We start from the raw sequence: 16,845 nt of genomic DNA, 5'->3' as shown, positions 1-16,845 counted from the left end.
AACTCTTTAAAAATTAAAATTACCTATAAGTCTAAACCTATAGGTAATTTTTATATCTCTTTATTCTTATCTATCTAACACCGTGCATCATCTTTTTCAAGAAAGGCGTTAAGGCAAATAATAAGATTGCCGCGATACCAGTCAACACCACAAATACCATGAAAAACTCATACAAATTATGAATTTCAAATCCAGCAAAAAAGTGGTTTGCAGCGCTAATTTGATGTTTTTCTAAAAGTGCAATTTGCTCTGCCGTTGGTGTTATTGTTTTATCTAAAACCGCTTGAAGATCGATACCCAACTCTTTTGCTTTTGCAAACTTTTCACCAGTAGCCGGTAAGATAGAACCTAAAGTTCCCCCTAAAGCATATCCTGATGCGTTTGACAAAAAGAATACTCCATATAACAAAGAAGCAAAACGTTTTGGCGATAATTTACCTACCAATGATAAACCAATTGGAGACAAACACAACTCAGCACAAGTATTTAAGAAATACAATAAAATAAGCCATTTTACCAACAACAATCCCGAAGTTCCAATATAAGAAACCTGAGTAGCAATCATAAAGAAACTAATAGAAATCACTACCAATCCTACTGCTAATTTTACAGGAGAAATTGGTTCTTTACCATTAGCTCTCAAAGTATCCCATAATACACTAAATGGCACTGCCAAGATCACTACAAATAGTCCATTGAAAATCTGAACCATAGAGGGAGGCATTTGCCATCCAAAGAAATTTCTATCCGTTTGGTTATCGGCGATAAAAGTCAATGAAGACCCCGCTTGTTCAAAAGCTGCCCAAAAGAAAATAATAAAAAACGAAACGATATAAATTACAATAATTCTATCTCTTTCTATTTTAGTTAAAGAGGTATCTGAAATAATCAATCCTGCCAATGACAATCCACTAGAATAGATCAAAGTATAAATCAAATTCTGACCTACAACATAGTGAAAAAAGAAGCCTAAAGCTATAAATGCAACTCCAGCAATTACCAAAGCCTTATTAGAAAAATTAGCTTTTTGTGCTTCTCCTTCTTCAAAATCAGAAGCTTCGTTTTTAGAAGGCAAACCTCCTAAGGGTCTTCCTTCAGGAGAAACCACGTATTTATTTTTTAAGAAGTAGAAAAGGACAGTTCCCAAAAGCATAGCAACAGATGCCGCCATGAATCCCCATCTAAAAGCATGAATGTCTCTAAGTCCTCCGACCTCTTTTACATCTCCCAATAAAGGACAAATAGACTGACCTAAAAAAGCCCCTATATTGATCCCCATATAGAAAATAGTAAAAGCACTATCTAATTTTGTTTTTTCCTGTTTAGGATACAAACTCCCCACCATACTAGAGATGTTTGGTTTAAAGAATCCATTACCAAAAACGATCACTCCTAATGCAGAATACATAATTGTTGTTGCCAAACCTAAGTTAGACTCAAAAATACTTCCACTGGTAAACAACAACAACTGTCCAATGGCCATTAACAAACCACCTAATAAAATACAATTTCGGTTCCCTAAAAATCGATCAGCTACAAAACCTCCCAACATTGGTGTTAGGTAACAAAGTCCAAGAAAACCTCCATAAATTAAAGAAGCTTCTTCTTCCTTCATCATTAATGAATTCACAAGAAATAAAGTTAATAAAGCTCGCATTCCGTAAAAATTGAAGCGCTCCCACATCTCCGTTCCAAACAATACCCACAGTCCTTTTGGATGCGCAGTTTTTACTTGAGTTTCTCCCATATTATTCATTATTTATTTAAGGTTAATTAGTATTAAATTATAAATTTTCTTTGATAAAGTTAGTCATTTTATTATAAAGCTGAATTCTCGTTTTTCCACCATAAATACCGTGGTTTTTATCTGGATAAATTTGAGAGTCAAATTGCTTATTGGCCTGAATCAAAGCCTCCATCATTTGCATGGAGTTTTGAACGTGAACATTATCGTCAGCTGAACCGTGAATCAATAAAAACTTCCCTTTTAATTTGCTCACATGGTTGATTGGAGAGTTCTGATCGTAACCACTAGCATTTTCCTGAGGAGTCTGCATATATCTTTCCGTATAAACGCTATCATAAAATCTCCAGTTGGTTACCGGAGCAACGGCAATGGCCATTTTAAAAACATCATTCCCTTGAAAAATACAATTCGAAGCCATAAAGCCACCATAACTCCATCCGAAAATTCCGATTCTTGAAGCGTCAACATAAGGATAATTTCCAATTACTTTTGCTGCATCAATTTGATCTTCCACTTCGTATTTCCCTAATTCTTTTTGTGTTACTTTTTTAAAATCAGCCCCTTTAAAACCAGTTCCTCTTCCGTCCACACAAGCTACAATATAACCTTGTTGTGTAAGTGAAACAAACCAATAATCATCTGAACCGTTCCAATCATTATTTACTTGTTGCGATCCTGGACCAGAATATTGGTACATAAAAACAGGATATTTTTTCGAAGGATCAAAATCTTTAGGCTTCAAAATCCAAGCATTCAACTCATTTCCTTTAGCCGTTTTTAAAACAAAGAATTCTTTAGTTGGCAAATTGTATGCTTTCAATTTAGCGGCAAGAGCCTCATTGTTTTCGATCACTTTAATCTCTTTCCCTGCTTTCGCTTCGTTTAGGCTATAAGTGGTCGGCTGAGTAGCACTTGAAAAGGTATTGATAAAGTATTGGAAATTAGGACTAAAGGTTGCTGTATTAGTCCCGGTATTTTTAGACAAACGCACTTTGTTTTTTCCATCCAAAGCGATGCGATAAATATCCCTGTTGATAGAACCATTTTCTGTAGATTGATAGAAAACAGTCTTTGTCTTTTCATCGAAACCGTAGTATGAAGTTACTTCCCAGTTTCCTTTTGTCACTTGATTTTTTAACTTACCACTTTTATCATATACATAAATATGATTAAAACCGTCTTTTTCACTTGTCCAGATAAAACTATTGTCTTTTAAAAAAGTCAAATTGTCTGTAACATCTACATAAGCCTTATCTTGTTCATTCAACACCACTCTTGACTGCGCTGTAGTTCCGTCTACGAATAACAAATCGAGATTACTTTGGTGGCGATTTAACACCTGAGCCGACAAGGTATTGTTATCATTAGTCCATTGTAATCTTGCAATATAGAAATCATTATAATGCCCTAAATCCACTTTTTTAGTGGCGTTACTAGCAGCATCGTAAATATGTAAAGAGACCTCAGAATTTTTCTCTCCTGCTTTAGGATATTTAAATGTTTCAACGGTAGGATATAAATTTTTCTCAAAGATGGACATCGAGAATTCAGGAACCGCGCTTTCGTCAAAACGAATATAGGCAAGTTTCTTACTGTCTTTACTCCAGTCAAAAGCCCTAACAAAGGCAAATTCTTCTTCATAAACCCAGTCCGTAATACCGTTAATTATTGCATTTTTCTTTCCATCTGTAGTCACTGCAGTTGACTTTTTTGAAGCCACATCGTAGACATACAAATTGTTTTCTCTAGCATACGCAATTTTAGTTCCGTCTGGAGAGAAGGTTGGTTCTTGTACCTGAAAATCAAAAAGTTTGGTTAACGATTTAGCGGCAATATCATATAAGTAATAATCAGCTGTGAATGAGTGACGAAAAATCTGCTTGGAATTACAAGCAATTAAAATCTTTTTTTCTGAAGCATCAAAAGTATAGCTATCGATTCCGTCAGCCAAAGCCCCATGATTTTTAGTATCAATTAAATTAGACACTTTTTTTAGCGTAGCAAAATCGTACAAATCGATTTGTAGACTTCTACTGGCTTGATCAACATTTAAAACAGTATATTGATCTGTATTTTTTAACGATTGCAATTCATCCATTCCTTTGGCACGAAAAGCTCCGCCATAAATGTCCTCAATCGTAATTTTCTGTTGACCGAAAACAGTAGCAACTAAAAACAAAAGCATTACAGTAATTTTACTTGTATTCATCAAAATTATTTTAAATATAAAAAAGAGCCCAATTTTAGTAAAAAAAATGAACATAATACACATTCCATGTGTTAAATGTTAAAAAAAATAACGATTGCGTACTTTTCAAATTTCAAATACATTATAAACAAAACTCATAAAATACTATCTTTACCGCACCAATATTATTTAATATACTGAGAATGAACAACGCTGTTGCTGGATTTTCTAAATTATCCAAAAAAGAAAAAATAAACTGGATTGCCAATGAATATTTTTCAACCCCAGAAGAAGCCTTAAATGTTATAAGAAATTACTGGAATTCAAACGAAAAGCTCCAATTACTCCATGACGAATTCATAGAGAACACTATAACCAATTTCTATATTCCCCTAGGAGTTGCTCCTAATTTCCTAATAAACGGAAAATATAAAACGATTCCGATGGCAATCGAAGAAAGTTCGGTGGTTGCTGCGGCTTCAAAATCAGCAAAATATTGGGCGACACGCGGTGGCTTTACCGCTACTGTAGTGGATACCGAAAAAATTGGTCAAGTCCATTTTACTTTCAGTGGAGACGCTGAAAAATTAAAGACATTCTTTAATACAATCAAACCAAAATTTTTCACCGATACCCAAAGCATAACCAAAAACATGCAACAACGTGGGGGCGGAATTCTGGACATTCAGCTAAAAGACAAACGAGAATTGCTCGACAATTACTTTCAGCTTCATGCCACTTTCGAAACCAAAGACAGTATGGGGGCCAATTTTATCAATTCTTGCTTAGAACAATTTGCCACTACCCTAAAAGAAGAAGCCCAGCATTACGATGCTTTTTCAGATAGCGACACCCTACAGGTCATCATGAGTATTTTATCCAATTACGTTCCCAATTGCGTAGTAAGAGCTGAAGTTTCCTGTCCAGTAGCCGATTTAACAGAAAAACACATCCCCAATCCAGAAGAATTTGCCGCACGTTTTGTACAAGCAGTTCAAATTGCCGAAGTAGAACCTTTTAGAGCCGTAACCCACAACAAAGGAATCATGAACGGCGTTGATGCTGTCATCTTAGCTACTGGGAACGATTTTAGAGCCGTAGAAGCAGGCGTTCATGCCTATGCTTCTAGAAATGGACACTATTCTAGTTTATCACATGCGAAGGTTGAAAACGGAATTTTCACCTTCTGGCTTGAAATTCCTTTAGCACTAGGAACAGTAGGAGGATTAACCTCTTTACATCCATTAGTTAAGTTATGTTTGGAAATGCTAGAAAAACCTTCAGCAAAAGAGCTTATGCAAATAGTTGCCGTAGCTGGTTTAGCACAAAACTTTGCTGCACTGCGCTCCTTAACTACTACAGGAATCCAGGAAGGTCATATGAAAATGCACCTGAACAACATTATCAACCAATTTGAAGCCAATGAACAGGAACGTCATCTAATTAAGTCTCATTTCAAGAAAAATGCCGTTTCACACAGTGCGGTCGTGGACTTTATCGAGAACCTAAGAAAATAACATATCTCAGCAGCTCAAAATAAGAAACTAATCCTAGGGTTGCTTCTATTTTTACTGTTGTATCCTTTCCCAACTGAACTATGGTTCATTGGAATTAAAAAACAAAGAATGAAGACACGCTTTTATAGTAACGGAAAACTTTTAATAACCGGCGAATATTTAGTCTTAGATGGTGCCAGAGCTTTTGCACTACCCACAAAATTTGGACAAAATTTAATAGTAGAAAATGGTTCCAACCAAGAAATTCAATGGAAAAGTTTCGATTTCGACAAACAACTTTGGTACCAAGACACTATTTTATTTTCTGAAATAATTAGTACAGTTGAGCCAAAAATCGAAACGATAAAAACCACTCTGATTCAAATATTACACCAAGCTTATCTTTTAAATCCAGCGTTCATCACTCAAGGGCAAGGTTATAAAATTACGACAGAACTTAGTTTCCCGAGAAATTGGGGATTAGGCACTTCGTCAACCCTATTAAACAATATTGCCCAATGGACCCAGGTCGATGCCTTTACACTACTTAAAAACAGTTTTGGAGGTAGTGGTTATGACATTGCTTGCGCCCAAAACAATACACCAATTCTATATCGTTTAGAACTGGATCAACCGATCGTAGAAACCGCAGATTTCAATCCTGATTTCACTAAAAACATCTACTTCGTTTATCTCAACAAAAAACAAAACAGCAAAGCAGCGATAAACGCCTATTACAACAATAAAAATCAGAATCTAGCGCAAAACATACGGGACAATAACAAAATCACCGATATGGTTCTCAATGCCAAAACGGCAAAGGAATTTGCTCACGCGGTAGACCAACACGAAATTCATTTAAGCAATATCTTAGAAGTGCGAACCATTAAAGAAATCGCTTTCCCAGATTTTAACGGTAGCATTAAAAGTCTTGGTGCTTGGGGTGGCGATTTTGTCATGGCCATTTCAAAAGAAAACCCCGCTGCTTATTTCACAGCAAAAGGATACAACACTATCCTCTCCTACGACGAAATGATCTTGACTTAACTTATTATAAGAACCTTGTTCGATTTAAAAACACTTCAGTTCGAAGTGTTTTTTTTTGTTCCCAGACAAACTTTCACACTTCATTAAATCCCATAAAAAAAACCCAAAACATTCAAATGAACGTTTTGGGTTTCTCTATTTATTTTATTTACTAAAACTAGTAATTAAATTGTAATCTATTGTCTTCGATTTTAGCATTGTTTTTCAAGGCTGGTAAAATTCTATTTCCATCCCCTGCACTTTGCGCTTTTATCTTAGCTACATATTCAGCATGATTAGCAATAGCAGGTGCTTTTATAGTACTGATATTTTTCACTACATAAACTCCCGTGTTACCTTCAATTGGAGCAGAAATTTTATTAGCTGCTAAAGCAAATGCATTTCCAACAACTTTTGGCTCTTGTCCAACTCCACCAGGTAAAACTGGACTATCCATAGTAACATTATCAGCTTGTTTCACTGCTACACCAGCACTTTTAGCAATAGCTTCAAGGCTTGAACCACTCATTTTAGCTTTTAACATTTCAGCTTTTTTCTTGTTTTTCAAGATAGACTCAACATAAGGTCTCGCCACTGAAACTGATACTAAACCTGATTTGTTTTGACTTTTATATTGTGCAATTACGTGTCCAATATTCGCTAGTTCAAAACGTTTAACATCACCAGTATTTGTTTCTTTATCAAATGCCCATCTTACGATAGCACGTTGATTTCCTAAAGGTCCAAATGCTTCATCCATAGCCTTAGCAGTAACTGGAGCAGCTACTTTCAAACCTAATTCTTTTGCTGTAGCGTTAAAATCTTTATCAGCAGCGTCCATTTCAAATTTAGTCGCTAATGTAAATACTTTATCAGAAGTAGTTTCAGATGGCTCAATTTTTTGAGCAATTGTAGCCAAACGAATTCCGTCTTGTTTGTCTGTGATTTTAATAATATGAAAACCAAAAGGAGTTTCTACTAAACCAACTTTTCCAATTCCATTACTGAATACAAAATCATTGAATGGTTTTACCATTTGGTTTGGTCCAAAATAACCTAGGTCACCACCTTGTTGTGCAGATGAATCATCAGAGCTTGTAAAAGCCAACATCATGAAACTATCTGGATTCGCTTGAACTTGAGCTAAAATTTCTTCCGCTTTAGCCTTAGCCTCTTCTTTAGATCTTTTTTCTTTTTGGTTTGGTGTTTGAGATCCTTCATAACCAATTAAAATATGACTTGCTTTTGCGTTAACTCCTGCTTTAAAACCTAAAGATTTTGAGATGCATAAGTATTTTCCAAAAACATAAGGTCCATAAATTGCACCAGGAGCTAAACTAAATAATTTATCAGCATCAACTGCAGGTAAATCATTTTTAGCCACATAAGTTGAATCATAAGGAACATCAGAGTTTGCGTTTACAAATTCTGCAACATTAGTTGCATTTCTAAAACCTGGTAAAGTATCATTCTTACCTGTTTTTGTATTGTACACTACACTTCCTGATAACAATCCAGTAATTTTTGCTCTAATCTCAGCTTCGTCTTCTTTTGAAGCTTTGTCTTCAACTAAAACATATTGAATTTCACGAGTTTCATCCGCTTTGAATTTCTTCTCATTTTTCTTCATATAATCTACAATTTCTGAATCTGTAATTTTAACATCACTATCTTTAATTGAAGAATACAATGCACCAACATAAGCAAAGTTCACTTTGTTAGCTTCCATTTCGTATTTCAACTTCCCTTCACTAGTTGTAGTGTAAAGACCTGCTTTTACTAATGTATTATAGATTTGAAATTTTGCGTTTAATTCAGCATCCTTTTCTTTTTCAGCAATGTATTGTGCTGCTTCTGGATTCGCTTTAAAATACTCTTTGAATTTTACAACATCAAAAGCACCAACCGCATTTAAGAACATTGGGTTTTTCCCGATGTTAGGATCTGCTTTTAATACTTCTAAAAGGTGTTTTTCACCTACTCTCAATCCTAATTTGTCAAATTGAGATGACAATAATGCAATTGAGACTTCTTGATCCCAAACTCTGTTGGCAGCTTCGGTCGAAGTAATCCCTTGACCACTTTTTTCAACATTACTAACTTTAACTCTAAAGTCTTCAAATGAAATATCTTTTCCATCGATGCTTCCCACATCTTTAGAACTTTGTCCAAAACTTCCGCTAGAAAATAGGTCTTGTATTATAAATGCAAATAATGCAAGTGCAATAACTCCTATCAACAAAGCGGAACGCTGTCTAATTTTTGCTAAAACTGCCATTTTTATTATCGTTAATTTTATATTCAGTTTGCGAAAATACAATTATCTAGTTAATAACAATACAACTAGCGTTTTATTTTGCACAATTTTTTCAATTAATAAAAAAAGATCACTCTTTTATAGTCATTTTCACTAATTCAATCTTCTTATTGGTAGCTTCTTCGATCACAAAATAATAATTATCGATCACTATTTCGTCACCCTTTTGCGGGATTTCTTTGGTGAAATTAACAATAAATCCACCTAAAGTACCATAAGAATCCTCTTCAGGAATCCCTAATTTATAGGTCTCATTTAAATACTCAACATCTAACCGAGTAGAGAACAAATACTTACCCTCGCCTATTTCTTGTTCGATTAATTCCTCATCCAAATCGTGCTCATCTTCAATCTCTCCAAAAAGTTCTTCTACAATATCTTCTATGGTTATAATTCCAGCCGTCCCTCCATATTCGTCCAAAACAACCGCAACATTTTTTCTCTTTTTGATCAGCAAATTAAGTGCATCTTTGATCAAAATAGTTTCTGGAACAAATTCCACAGTCATCAATACCGATTTAATCGTTTTAGGCTTTTTAAACAAATCAAACGAATGCACATAACCCACAATATCATCTAACGAGTTTTGACTCACCACAATCTTAGAATAACCCGTTTCTATAAACAATTCCTTAAGATCAACAATACTCTCAAACAAGTCAATATCGACAATTTCAGTACGCGGAGTCATAATATCACGTGCTTTCACTCCTGAAAACTCTAATGCATTTTGAAAAATCTGAATTTCCGAATCCACTTCCTCATTATCTTCAACAGAACTCATTTGCTCTGTAATGTAGTTCCCCAATTCAATTTTGCTAAAATACAGCTGCACCTGATCCCCTTCGGTCCTTAAAAACCTTCTGAGAATAAAGTCCGAAATCCAAATAAAAAAAGTGGAAATGTAATAAAACAACCTATAGAAAACATAGGCAGGAATTGCGAAAAATTTAATCAGTGAGTTGGCATAAATCTGAAAGAAAACTTTCGGTAAAAACTCAGCGGTCATTAAAACTATAAAAGTTGAAAGTATCGTTTGAATAAACAAACTGGTCACTTCCGAAAAATGAAAACCCAGCTCTATAATGCCTTTGAGAATAAGATCTCCCATGAAAAAACCATACACTACTAAGGCAACATTGTTACCAACGAGCATTGCAGCGATAAATTTTGAAGGATTCTCTGTAAGTTTAGTAAGTATTTTCGAAGGAAAATTATCTTGTTTTTTTTCGATCTCCAGATAAATCTTATTGGAGGAAATAAAAGCAATTTCCATTCCTGAAAAAAAAGCGGACAGTATTAAACATAGTATTATAATACCTATCTCCATTTTTTACTGTTTTTCGTTACGATCATTAAATTTCTTAACAAATCTTCTTCTAAAGAAGAACATAAAGACTGCCATACCCGCTATGAAAAAGCTTAAATAAGGAGTATCATTCCCAGCATTCAATTTTGTTATTCCGTCGTAACCAAAACAAACTGCAATTAACAAGTAAACGTAATGTGTATATTTTAAATAACCCATAATATATTTTTTATTCATCGGCTTCTAATTCGCCGCTTATTCTTTGTGAATTAATCACTTTAAAATCTTTACTAAAATCTATTCCCTGCCCATAGGTCTCCCCTTTAGCATCTGTAAGTTTAAATTTTCTTTCGGTATAAAACCATTCATTCTTCTGATCGAAGTACAACTGTTCTGTCTCCAACATTTGTCCAGCTTCTGATCTAATCTTTACTTTTCCTTGTAAATCAATAATTCCAGTAGTCTTGTATGAAATAGCGTAATTTGAAGTTATAAAAGTACGCTTTTGTTTTTTGTCATATAGCGTAACATCAATTCCTTTTGGAAATTCTGTAAAAGGAAATTCAAGATTGGAGTAATCTAGCATTTTCGAACTGATCAACATTCCTGTTATCCGTCCAGAATCCGTATACCTAATATTGACTGTGTCAGCATCACTTGCAGGCACAAATTCAGAGAAGTTAATTTTCTGAACCTCTTTAAAATTACTTTCGCACCCAAAAAACAGTGTCACAGCAAAAACTGTGACAACGGTTATCCTATATCTCTTTGGTAAATTCATTTGCCAAATGTAGTAAATTGTATGTGCTTAAAAAAGCTTAAAAAAAACTCGATCTAATTGAATTTAGTTTTAACAAACCATCTATCATTAAAAGAGAAACTAATACTAAAGTTCATATAATTCTCCTTCACTAAGCCTGAATTCATTGTACCTCTTTTACCAAATTCAATTCCGAAATTTACATTTGAATAAGATCCTGGAATTGGAAACCCAGCCCCTAAAGTCATTCCAACATCGTTTATTGACTCATTATCAATCACTAAACCTAATTTTTCATATTTCAATCCCGCTCTATAGGTTACTCTATTGAAATAGTTAGAAAACGAACTATAGTTTGGCACAAAATACCCACCGACCGCATATTTTGCGTATTTCTCGTAATGCACATTCTCATTAGTATTGTAATAATTTGCAAATCGACCATCTCCTTGAAAAGCCATAGTAGTTCCCACTAACCATTTTCTAGCTTCACCAATACCCGCTCCAAAAGTCAACTTATTAGGCAATTTTAGATTCGTTTCGTTTGGATCAGAAATCACTGGATCTGGATCCGAACTCACTGAGATAACTCTAGTACTATTGGATTTCAAAGTACTTGCGAATGTATAATTCAAGCTCGTAAACAAACTTAATTTTTTAGCAATTTTTGTTTGGTACATGGTACCAATATTAAAATTAACCCCAGACAATTCAGAACTATTGGTTTCCGTAGTGGTGTTTTGAACACCCGTAATTCCCTCTAAACTTGTCGTTGTTATTTTACCAAAATTATATTGCAAATCAGCTCCAATGTTCCAGTTCGGTTTTAATTTATACCCTAAACCGGCAAACACTTTATTCACCCCACCATTTCCTTCAAACTGACTACTCACCGCTCCTTCAGTTGTAGAATTGTCGTTTAAAATTTTATATCCAACTGAAGTCATCGGGACCAAACCAAATGCTGCACCGAATTTCCCCATTGGAATTCCAACTGCTAAATAATCAAAAGTAGTTCTTTGTGCTTTTGCAGATTCTTCGTTAGTTTTCAACTTAGAAGTTCCAAAGGTCCCTCCGATTGTAAAAGTAGTTTGTCTTAAACTAGCATAACTAGAAGGATTTTCAATATTCATGTGGATACTATCTTGCTCGACAGCAACACCACCCATAGATCTATTTTCAAGAGTCCCTTTAAACCTCGTATCCCCAATTCCGTAAAACGAATATGGCGACGCAGTACCTTGTTGAGCAAATGAAACGAACGAGATAAGCAGGCAAGCGCTTAATATAATTTTTTTAATCATTGTTGATTTTATATTGAAATGTTTGATTCAAACTCTCCAAAAGGAAATTTGAATTGGCAAATATGGTATTTTTTAATCGTTTAGCCAAAAAATCTGCATCACCTCCCGTTAAAATTATTATAAAATTTGAAAAGTTTCTTCTATATTCATCGATAAAACCGTCAATTTCATATACGAATCCATTTACCACCCCAGAATGAATAGCCTGTGCAGTTGAATTTCCTACATAATGCTCTGGCGCTTCTAAAACCAATAAAGGCAATTTCGCAGTAAAATTATGTAAGGCTTCGTAGCGCAATCGCAGGCCAGGAGATATCGCTCCTCCTAGGTAGTGATCATGCTCATCAATAAAATCATACGTAATGCAAGTTCCGGCATCGATCACTAATCTATTTTGTTTAGGAAATTGCAAAGTAGCTCCCGCTGCCAAAACCATTCTATCGATCCCTAAAGTTTTTGGCGTTGCATATTTATTAATGAAGGGAAAAACATCTTCATGTGTTAAAAAATGAACATTAAGCTGATTCTCGAAAGTCAAAAAAGATTGTTTTTCTACATTCCCTACTGATGCAACAACCAAATCAGTGCAGTTTTGAAATTTTTTTAGAATATTTTCAATTTTTTCTTCCACCTCATCTTTATCAAAAACGAAACACTCCAAAACACTATAACCCTCAAATACAGCCGCTTTAATACGACTATTACCAACATCAATAGTTAAAATCATATTTATTTATTTACCAAGGCAAAGATACGAATTGATTTTTTTTAAAAAATGTTTTGGATAAACGAAAAATGATTCTATCTTTGCACCCGCAACCAGCACGGTGCCTTAGCTCAGATGGTAGAGCAATGGACTGAAAATCCATGTGTCCCTGGTTCGATCCCTGGAGGCACCACCGTTAAAACCCGAATAGAAATATTCGGGTTTTTTGTTTTTATACTTTTTTTGAATCTCCATCTACCTCACGGACAACCCATTTCCATAATTATCCCAACCTCACTTTGCTCTTTCTGGATACATAGAAGGGAAATTAATTTGTAATTTTGGTTTATCAATAGAATATGGAACTGTAAAAAGGAAGCTTTTAACCCTCATCGAACACAAGATATGAATAAGTCCAACACACACGACCAACGCATCGCTAAAATGACCTTTGCCTCCGTTTACCCCTTGTATATAGTGAAAGTAGAGAAAAAAGGTAGAACAATAGAAGAACTCAACCAAGTCATAGAGTGGTTAACTGGCTTCGATGCGCCCAAACTACAAGAACTAATAGAAGAAAATGCAACATTTGAGACCTTTTTTCAAAAAGCCGCTATACATCCCAATGCACCTCTAATTACTGGTGTAATTTGTGGGTATCGCATAGAAGACATCGAAAACCCCCTTACCAAACAAGTTCGCTATTTAGACAAACTGGTGGACGAACTAGCAAAAAACAGGAAAATGGAAAAAATTCTACGCAGCTCATAAAGCTTTAAAAATTGCATAGAGTTCGAACTAAATTAAGCCAATCCTAAAGATTAACCGATGGAATAAGGACCAAACCGCATGCATTTCAGCTACCAATCCAGAAGTTTTTCACTTTTGGTAGAAAAATTTCTTCAAAAACAAAAGACCCCAAAACACTCGTTATCAACCCACAAGAAAACACTATTCAAAATAAAAAGAAATCTCTTTCGGATCAACGCATAAATGTTTTGGATAAACTAAAAAACATCCTATATTTGCACCCGCAACTAGCACGGTGCCTTAGCTCAGATGGTAGAGCAATGGACTGAAAATCCATGTGTCCCTGGTTCGATCCCTGGAGGCACCACCGTTAAAACCCGAATAGAAATATTTGGGTTTTTTGTTTTTTATATCTTTTTCACCTCTCTTTCCATAGCAATAATAGGTTAGCTATTTTGTTAAAAAAATATCAAATAAATAAAGTAATATCTCATATATTCGTAAAAACTTATTTAATATTTTTATTTACAATAAAATACACAATATTGATTTATGGAAGAAAACACCACAAAGGGCATTTGGAAAGTAATCTCAGCCTCTTCAATGGGCACTATGATTGAATGGTACGACTTCTATATTTTCGGAAGCTTAGCCGTGGTCATTTCAACAAAGTTTTTCCCAAGCGACAACCCCACCGCTGCCTTCTTATCCACTTTAGCCACTTTTGCAGCAGGATTTGTAGTAAGGCCGTTTGGCGCACTGTTCTTTGGAAGACTGGGTGATATTATTGGACGCAAATATACTTTTATGGTTACCTTATTATTAATGGGGGGATCAACTTTCTTAATAGGCTGCATTCCAAGTTATGAAACCATAGGCTTTTTAGCCCCTTTACTGGTACTAATTCTGCGTTTACTACAAGGACTGGCCCTTGGAGGAGAATATGGCGGAGCAGCTACCTATGTAGCCGAACATGCTCCAGCAGGACAAAAAGGATATTGGACTTCCTGGATACAAACTACCGCTACTGTAGGGCTATTTATCTCTTTAATGGTCATACTAGCGACAAAAAACATTCTTTCTGCTGAAGATTTCGACCACTGGGGATGGCGTGTTCCCTTCTGGGTTTCCATTGTGATGGTAGGGATTTCATATTTGATTCGTAAAAATATGGATGAATCTCCCGTGTTTGCTAAAGCCAAAAAAGAAGGAACAACAAGCACCAATCCACTAAAAGAAAGTTTTGGCAATCGCTACAATCTAAAATTTGTTTTACTAGCTCTTTTTGGAGCCACAATGGGACAAGGTGTTGTCTGGTATACTGGACAGTTTTACGCTATGAGTTTCATGAAAACAGTAATGAATATTGAATCCTCGCAAGTAGATGGTCTTTTAGGAATTGCCCTATTGATAGGAACGCCATTTTTTATTGTTTTTGGATGGCTTAGTGATAAAATAGGACGAAAATATATTATGATGAGCGGAATGTTACTGGCCGTTTTGTTTTATAGACCTATATACCAGATGATGTACAACACTACGGACCCCAACCACAAAATTGAACTTACTCCCAAAACTAAACAAACACTCGAGACAACAAAGAACAACGATGCTCTATATACCACTTCCAGAACCTATAGTGACGGAACCACGGCTGTAGAAAAAAAGACGCATTTCAGCAACAAAAAAGAAGCCCAAATCACAACCACAATCACCATTAATCAAGACGATAAATGGACTTTGATATTTCTTGTTTTCATTCAGGTCCTTTTTGTAACTATGGTTTACGGCCCTATTGCCGCTTTCTTAGTCGAAATGTTCCCGACAAAAATTAGATACACTTCAATGTCCTTACCCTATCACGTAGGGAATGGAATTTTTGGTGGCCTACTCCCTGCAATTTCAACTTATTTTGTAACACATGCTAAACAAGCCGGAAAATCAGATTTCTATCTTGATGGCCTTTGGTACCCCATCATTATAGCTTCCGTTTGCTTTGTAATTGGCATGATTTACATTGATAACAAAAACCAAACCAACCACCTTTAATTTAATCTTTACAAAATGAACACTATAAAACAAGTTTTAGGCATATTGTGGATTTTATTAGCAATTGCTGCAGCCTATTTTTGCATCTTCGAATTTGGCTTACCTAAATTCCTTTCAGACCAACAAGATGATGTTGTATTTGGCATTATCATCCTCTTTATCCTTACACCGCTAATCGTTTTAGGACTTGGCACCTTTGGTTATTTTTCCTTAGTGGGAGAGTATAACAAAGAAGAATAAAACTTAATAAAAAAAAGAATGAGCCCGATAATATCGCGCTCATTCTTTTTAAATTGAATTATAAATTCGTTTAGCTTTTTAGGTACAGTCTATTGCATAAATAGCCTCTTTTAATTATTTCTCCTAAAAACTAATCTAATGTGATCTTTTTTGCCACATTATCAATTTTCAAAACTCTCACTCCTGTCGGTCCAGTGTATTTGAAATTATTATCACCATCTCCAGCATTTACTAATTCTGAATCAATAGCATAACCTAATCCTGTATAATAAGCATAGTTGCGACTTGCTTCCCAGTTTCCATTACTGGTAAAATTATTTCCTAAAAATTCTCTAAAAGCTTCTCCACTTTTAAGAACAAGCGTTACTTGATAAATATTTGTCTGACCAACAACTAAAGGAAATTCAGTTTCAGCATCTCCATCCCAACTCCATCCTCCAGGTGTAGCTGCACCAACCAACCAGTGTGAAGTGGCCAATGGTGTATGATAAGGAGTCGCTTTAAAAGTATGGAAATTTGAATATTGCGCTTCTGCACCAATCCCAACAGTAGATTTGATACGAATATCAACTTCATTTTCTTCTTTCTCAACAAAACCACCATTAACCAAAGCCGAATTCAATTCCGCTACGGTTAAAGATTTGAAGCGATCAGTAGTTGTAGATACTACAACAGGAGCAGCAAATTTAGTTCCTGCTTTTGCAATTTCAATTGTATAATTCACTACCGTCTGAGTACCATCGTACTTAGCATCATTCCAAATTACAGTTGTAGCAACTTCTTTTTCTTTGTCTTTTGTTAGAACAATATTAAAATCGCTCTGAGGACTTAGTAAAACTGGAGCTGTAATTGGCGCTATTATTGGTCTGTTTTCTACATCATCTGCATTACATGAAACCGCTAAAACACCAATGAATGCGATTAAAATCTTATATGTATTTTTCATTTTATTA

13 protein-coding genes and 2 tRNA genes are annotated in these 16,845 nt (G+C 35.1%); 7 read left to right on the top strand and 8 right to left on the bottom strand.

Features of this window, described 5'->3' with window-relative positions; genetic code table 11:
* Positions 1-70: 70 nt before the first annotated feature.
* Together AC51AA_RS14740 and AC51AA_RS14735 are read right to left on the bottom strand one after the other, a co-directional pair.
* A complete protein-coding gene (locus AC51AA_RS14740) occupies positions 71-1,747 on the bottom strand; it encodes a peptide MFS transporter (RefSeq protein WP_500705644.1) in 1,677 nt (558 codons plus the stop codon).
* A 37-nt stretch (positions 1,748-1,784) separates the two neighbouring features.
* The gene (locus AC51AA_RS14735; protein ID WP_500702984.1) at positions 1,785-3,956 is read right to left on the bottom strand and encodes a S9 family peptidase; all 2,172 of its coding nucleotides are present in this window, start codon (positions 3,954-3,956) and stop codon (positions 1,785-1,787) included.
* A 182-nt stretch (positions 3,957-4,138) separates the two neighbouring features.
* Here AC51AA_RS14735 and AC51AA_RS14730 point away from each other — a divergent pair, with 182 nt between their 5' ends.
* Both AC51AA_RS14730 and AC51AA_RS14725 read left to right on the top strand, forming a co-directional pair.
* Positions 4,139-5,452 carry a hydroxymethylglutaryl-CoA reductase, degradative gene (locus tag AC51AA_RS14730; RefSeq protein WP_500702983.1) on the top strand — a complete coding sequence of 438 codons (1,314 nt, stop codon included), beginning with the start codon at positions 4,139-4,141 and terminating at the stop codon, positions 5,450-5,452.
* 108 nt (positions 5,453-5,560) lie between these two features.
* Positions 5,561-6,478 carry a GYDIA family GHMP kinase gene (locus AC51AA_RS14725; RefSeq protein ID WP_500702982.1) on the top strand — a complete coding sequence of 306 codons (918 nt, stop codon included), beginning with the start codon at positions 5,561-5,563 and terminating at the stop codon, positions 6,476-6,478.
* A 157-nt stretch (positions 6,479-6,635) separates the two neighbouring features.
* Here the strand turns inward: AC51AA_RS14725 and AC51AA_RS14720 are convergent, their stop codons facing one another.
* The 5 genes from AC51AA_RS14720 to AC51AA_RS14700 all read right to left on the bottom strand — a co-directional run bounded on the left by AC51AA_RS14720 (position 6,636) and on the right by AC51AA_RS14700 (position 12,874).
* Entirely contained in the window at positions 6,636-8,735 is a 2,100-nt protein-coding gene (locus AC51AA_RS14720; RefSeq protein WP_500702981.1) for a peptidylprolyl isomerase, read from the bottom strand.
* 109 nt (positions 8,736-8,844) lie between these two features.
* Positions 8,845-10,104 carry a hemolysin family protein gene (locus tag AC51AA_RS14715; protein ID WP_500702980.1) on the bottom strand — a complete coding sequence of 420 codons (1,260 nt, stop codon included), beginning with the start codon at positions 10,102-10,104 and terminating at the stop codon, positions 8,845-8,847.
* A 208-nt stretch (positions 10,105-10,312) separates the two neighbouring features.
* The gene (gene lptC / locus AC51AA_RS14710) at positions 10,313-10,864 is read right to left on the bottom strand and encodes an LPS export ABC transporter periplasmic protein LptC (RefSeq protein WP_500702979.1); all 552 of its coding nucleotides are present in this window, start codon (positions 10,862-10,864) and stop codon (positions 10,313-10,315) included.
* Positions 10,865-10,917: 53 nt separating this feature from the next.
* Positions 10,918-12,147 carry a BamG family beta-barrel-assembly machinery protein gene (gene bamG / locus AC51AA_RS14705; protein WP_500702978.1) on the bottom strand — a complete coding sequence of 410 codons (1,230 nt, stop codon included), beginning with the start codon at positions 12,145-12,147 and terminating at the stop codon, positions 10,918-10,920.
* A complete protein-coding gene (locus tag AC51AA_RS14700; protein ID WP_500702977.1) occupies positions 12,140-12,874 on the bottom strand; it encodes a type III pantothenate kinase in 735 nt (244 codons plus the stop codon). The genes bamG and AC51AA_RS14700 overlap by 8 nt, the downstream gene beginning before the upstream one ends.
* 99 nt (positions 12,875-12,973) lie before the next feature.
* Here AC51AA_RS14700 and AC51AA_RS14695 point away from each other — a divergent pair.
* From AC51AA_RS14695 to AC51AA_RS14675, 5 genes are all read left to right on the top strand, one after another.
* Positions 12,974-13,046 (top strand) — tRNA-Phe (locus tag AC51AA_RS14695).
* Between the two features lie 212 nt (positions 13,047-13,258).
* Positions 13,259-13,624 (top strand): DUF2200 domain-containing protein, encoded by a 366-nt coding sequence (locus AC51AA_RS14690; protein ID WP_500702976.1) that lies wholly within the window; start codon positions 13,259-13,261, stop codon positions 13,622-13,624.
* Between the two features lie 273 nt (positions 13,625-13,897).
* Positions 13,898-13,970: transfer RNA gene (locus AC51AA_RS14685), tRNA-Phe, on the top strand.
* 185 nt (positions 13,971-14,155) lie between these two features.
* Positions 14,156-15,652 carry an MFS transporter gene (locus tag AC51AA_RS14680; RefSeq protein WP_500702975.1) on the top strand — a complete coding sequence of 499 codons (1,497 nt, stop codon included), beginning with the start codon at positions 14,156-14,158 and terminating at the stop codon, positions 15,650-15,652.
* Positions 15,653-15,667: 15 nt separating this feature from the next.
* Positions 15,668-15,892, top strand: a complete 225-nt coding sequence (locus tag AC51AA_RS14675) for a DUF6814 family protein (RefSeq protein ID WP_500702974.1) — start codon at positions 15,668-15,670, stop codon at positions 15,890-15,892.
* Positions 15,893-16,022: 130 nt separating this feature from the next.
* On the opposite strand, the gene AC51AA_RS14670 is transcribed toward AC51AA_RS14675, so the two are convergent.
* On the bottom strand, positions 16,023-16,838 hold the full coding sequence (locus AC51AA_RS14670; RefSeq protein WP_500702973.1) for a SusE domain-containing protein: 816 nt from the start codon (positions 16,836-16,838) through the stop codon (positions 16,023-16,025).
* Positions 16,839-16,845: the final 7 nt, after the last annotated feature.

This window comes from Flavobacterium sp. OHVDL-2026-0007 (genome assembly GCF_059882335.1).
This window is presented reverse-complemented; position numbering and strand designations above follow the sequence as displayed.

Coding starts and splice junctions, on each gene's coding strand:
- AC51AA_RS14735 (WP_500702984.1), bottom strand. CDS start 3,956: ATGAATACAAGTAAAATTACTGTAATGCTTTTGTTTTTAGTTGCTACT.
- AC51AA_RS14720 (WP_500702981.1), bottom strand. CDS start 8,735: ATGGCAGTTTTAGCAAAAATTAGACAGCGTTCCGCTTTGTTGATAGGA.
- AC51AA_RS14675 (WP_500702974.1), top strand. CDS start 15,668: ATGAACACTATAAAACAAGTTTTAGGCATATTGTGGATTTTATTAGCA.
- bamG (WP_500702978.1), bottom strand. CDS start 12,147: ATGATTAAAAAAATTATATTAAGCGCTTGCCTGCTTATCTCGTTCGTT.
- AC51AA_RS14670 (WP_500702973.1), bottom strand. CDS start 16,838: ATGAAAAATACATATAAGATTTTAATCGCATTCATTGGTGTTTTAGCG.
- AC51AA_RS14730 (WP_500702983.1), top strand. CDS start 4,139: ATGAACAACGCTGTTGCTGGATTTTCTAAATTATCCAAAAAAGAAAAA.
- AC51AA_RS14700 (WP_500702977.1), bottom strand. CDS start 12,874: ATGATTTTAACTATTGATGTTGGTAATAGTCGTATTAAAGCGGCTGTA.
- AC51AA_RS14690 (WP_500702976.1), top strand. CDS start 13,259: ATGAATAAGTCCAACACACACGACCAACGCATCGCTAAAATGACCTTT.
- AC51AA_RS14725 (WP_500702982.1), top strand. CDS start 5,561: ATGAAGACACGCTTTTATAGTAACGGAAAACTTTTAATAACCGGCGAA.
- AC51AA_RS14740 (WP_500705644.1), bottom strand. CDS start 1,747: ATGGGAGAAACTCAAGTAAAAACTGCGCATCCAAAAGGACTGTGGGTA.
- lptC (WP_500702979.1), bottom strand. CDS start 10,864: ATGAATTTACCAAAGAGATATAGGATAACCGTTGTCACAGTTTTTGCT.
- AC51AA_RS14715 (WP_500702980.1), bottom strand. CDS start 10,104: ATGGAGATAGGTATTATAATACTATGTTTAATACTGTCCGCTTTTTTT.
- AC51AA_RS14680 (WP_500702975.1), top strand. CDS start 14,156: ATGGAAGAAAACACCACAAAGGGCATTTGGAAAGTAATCTCAGCCTCT.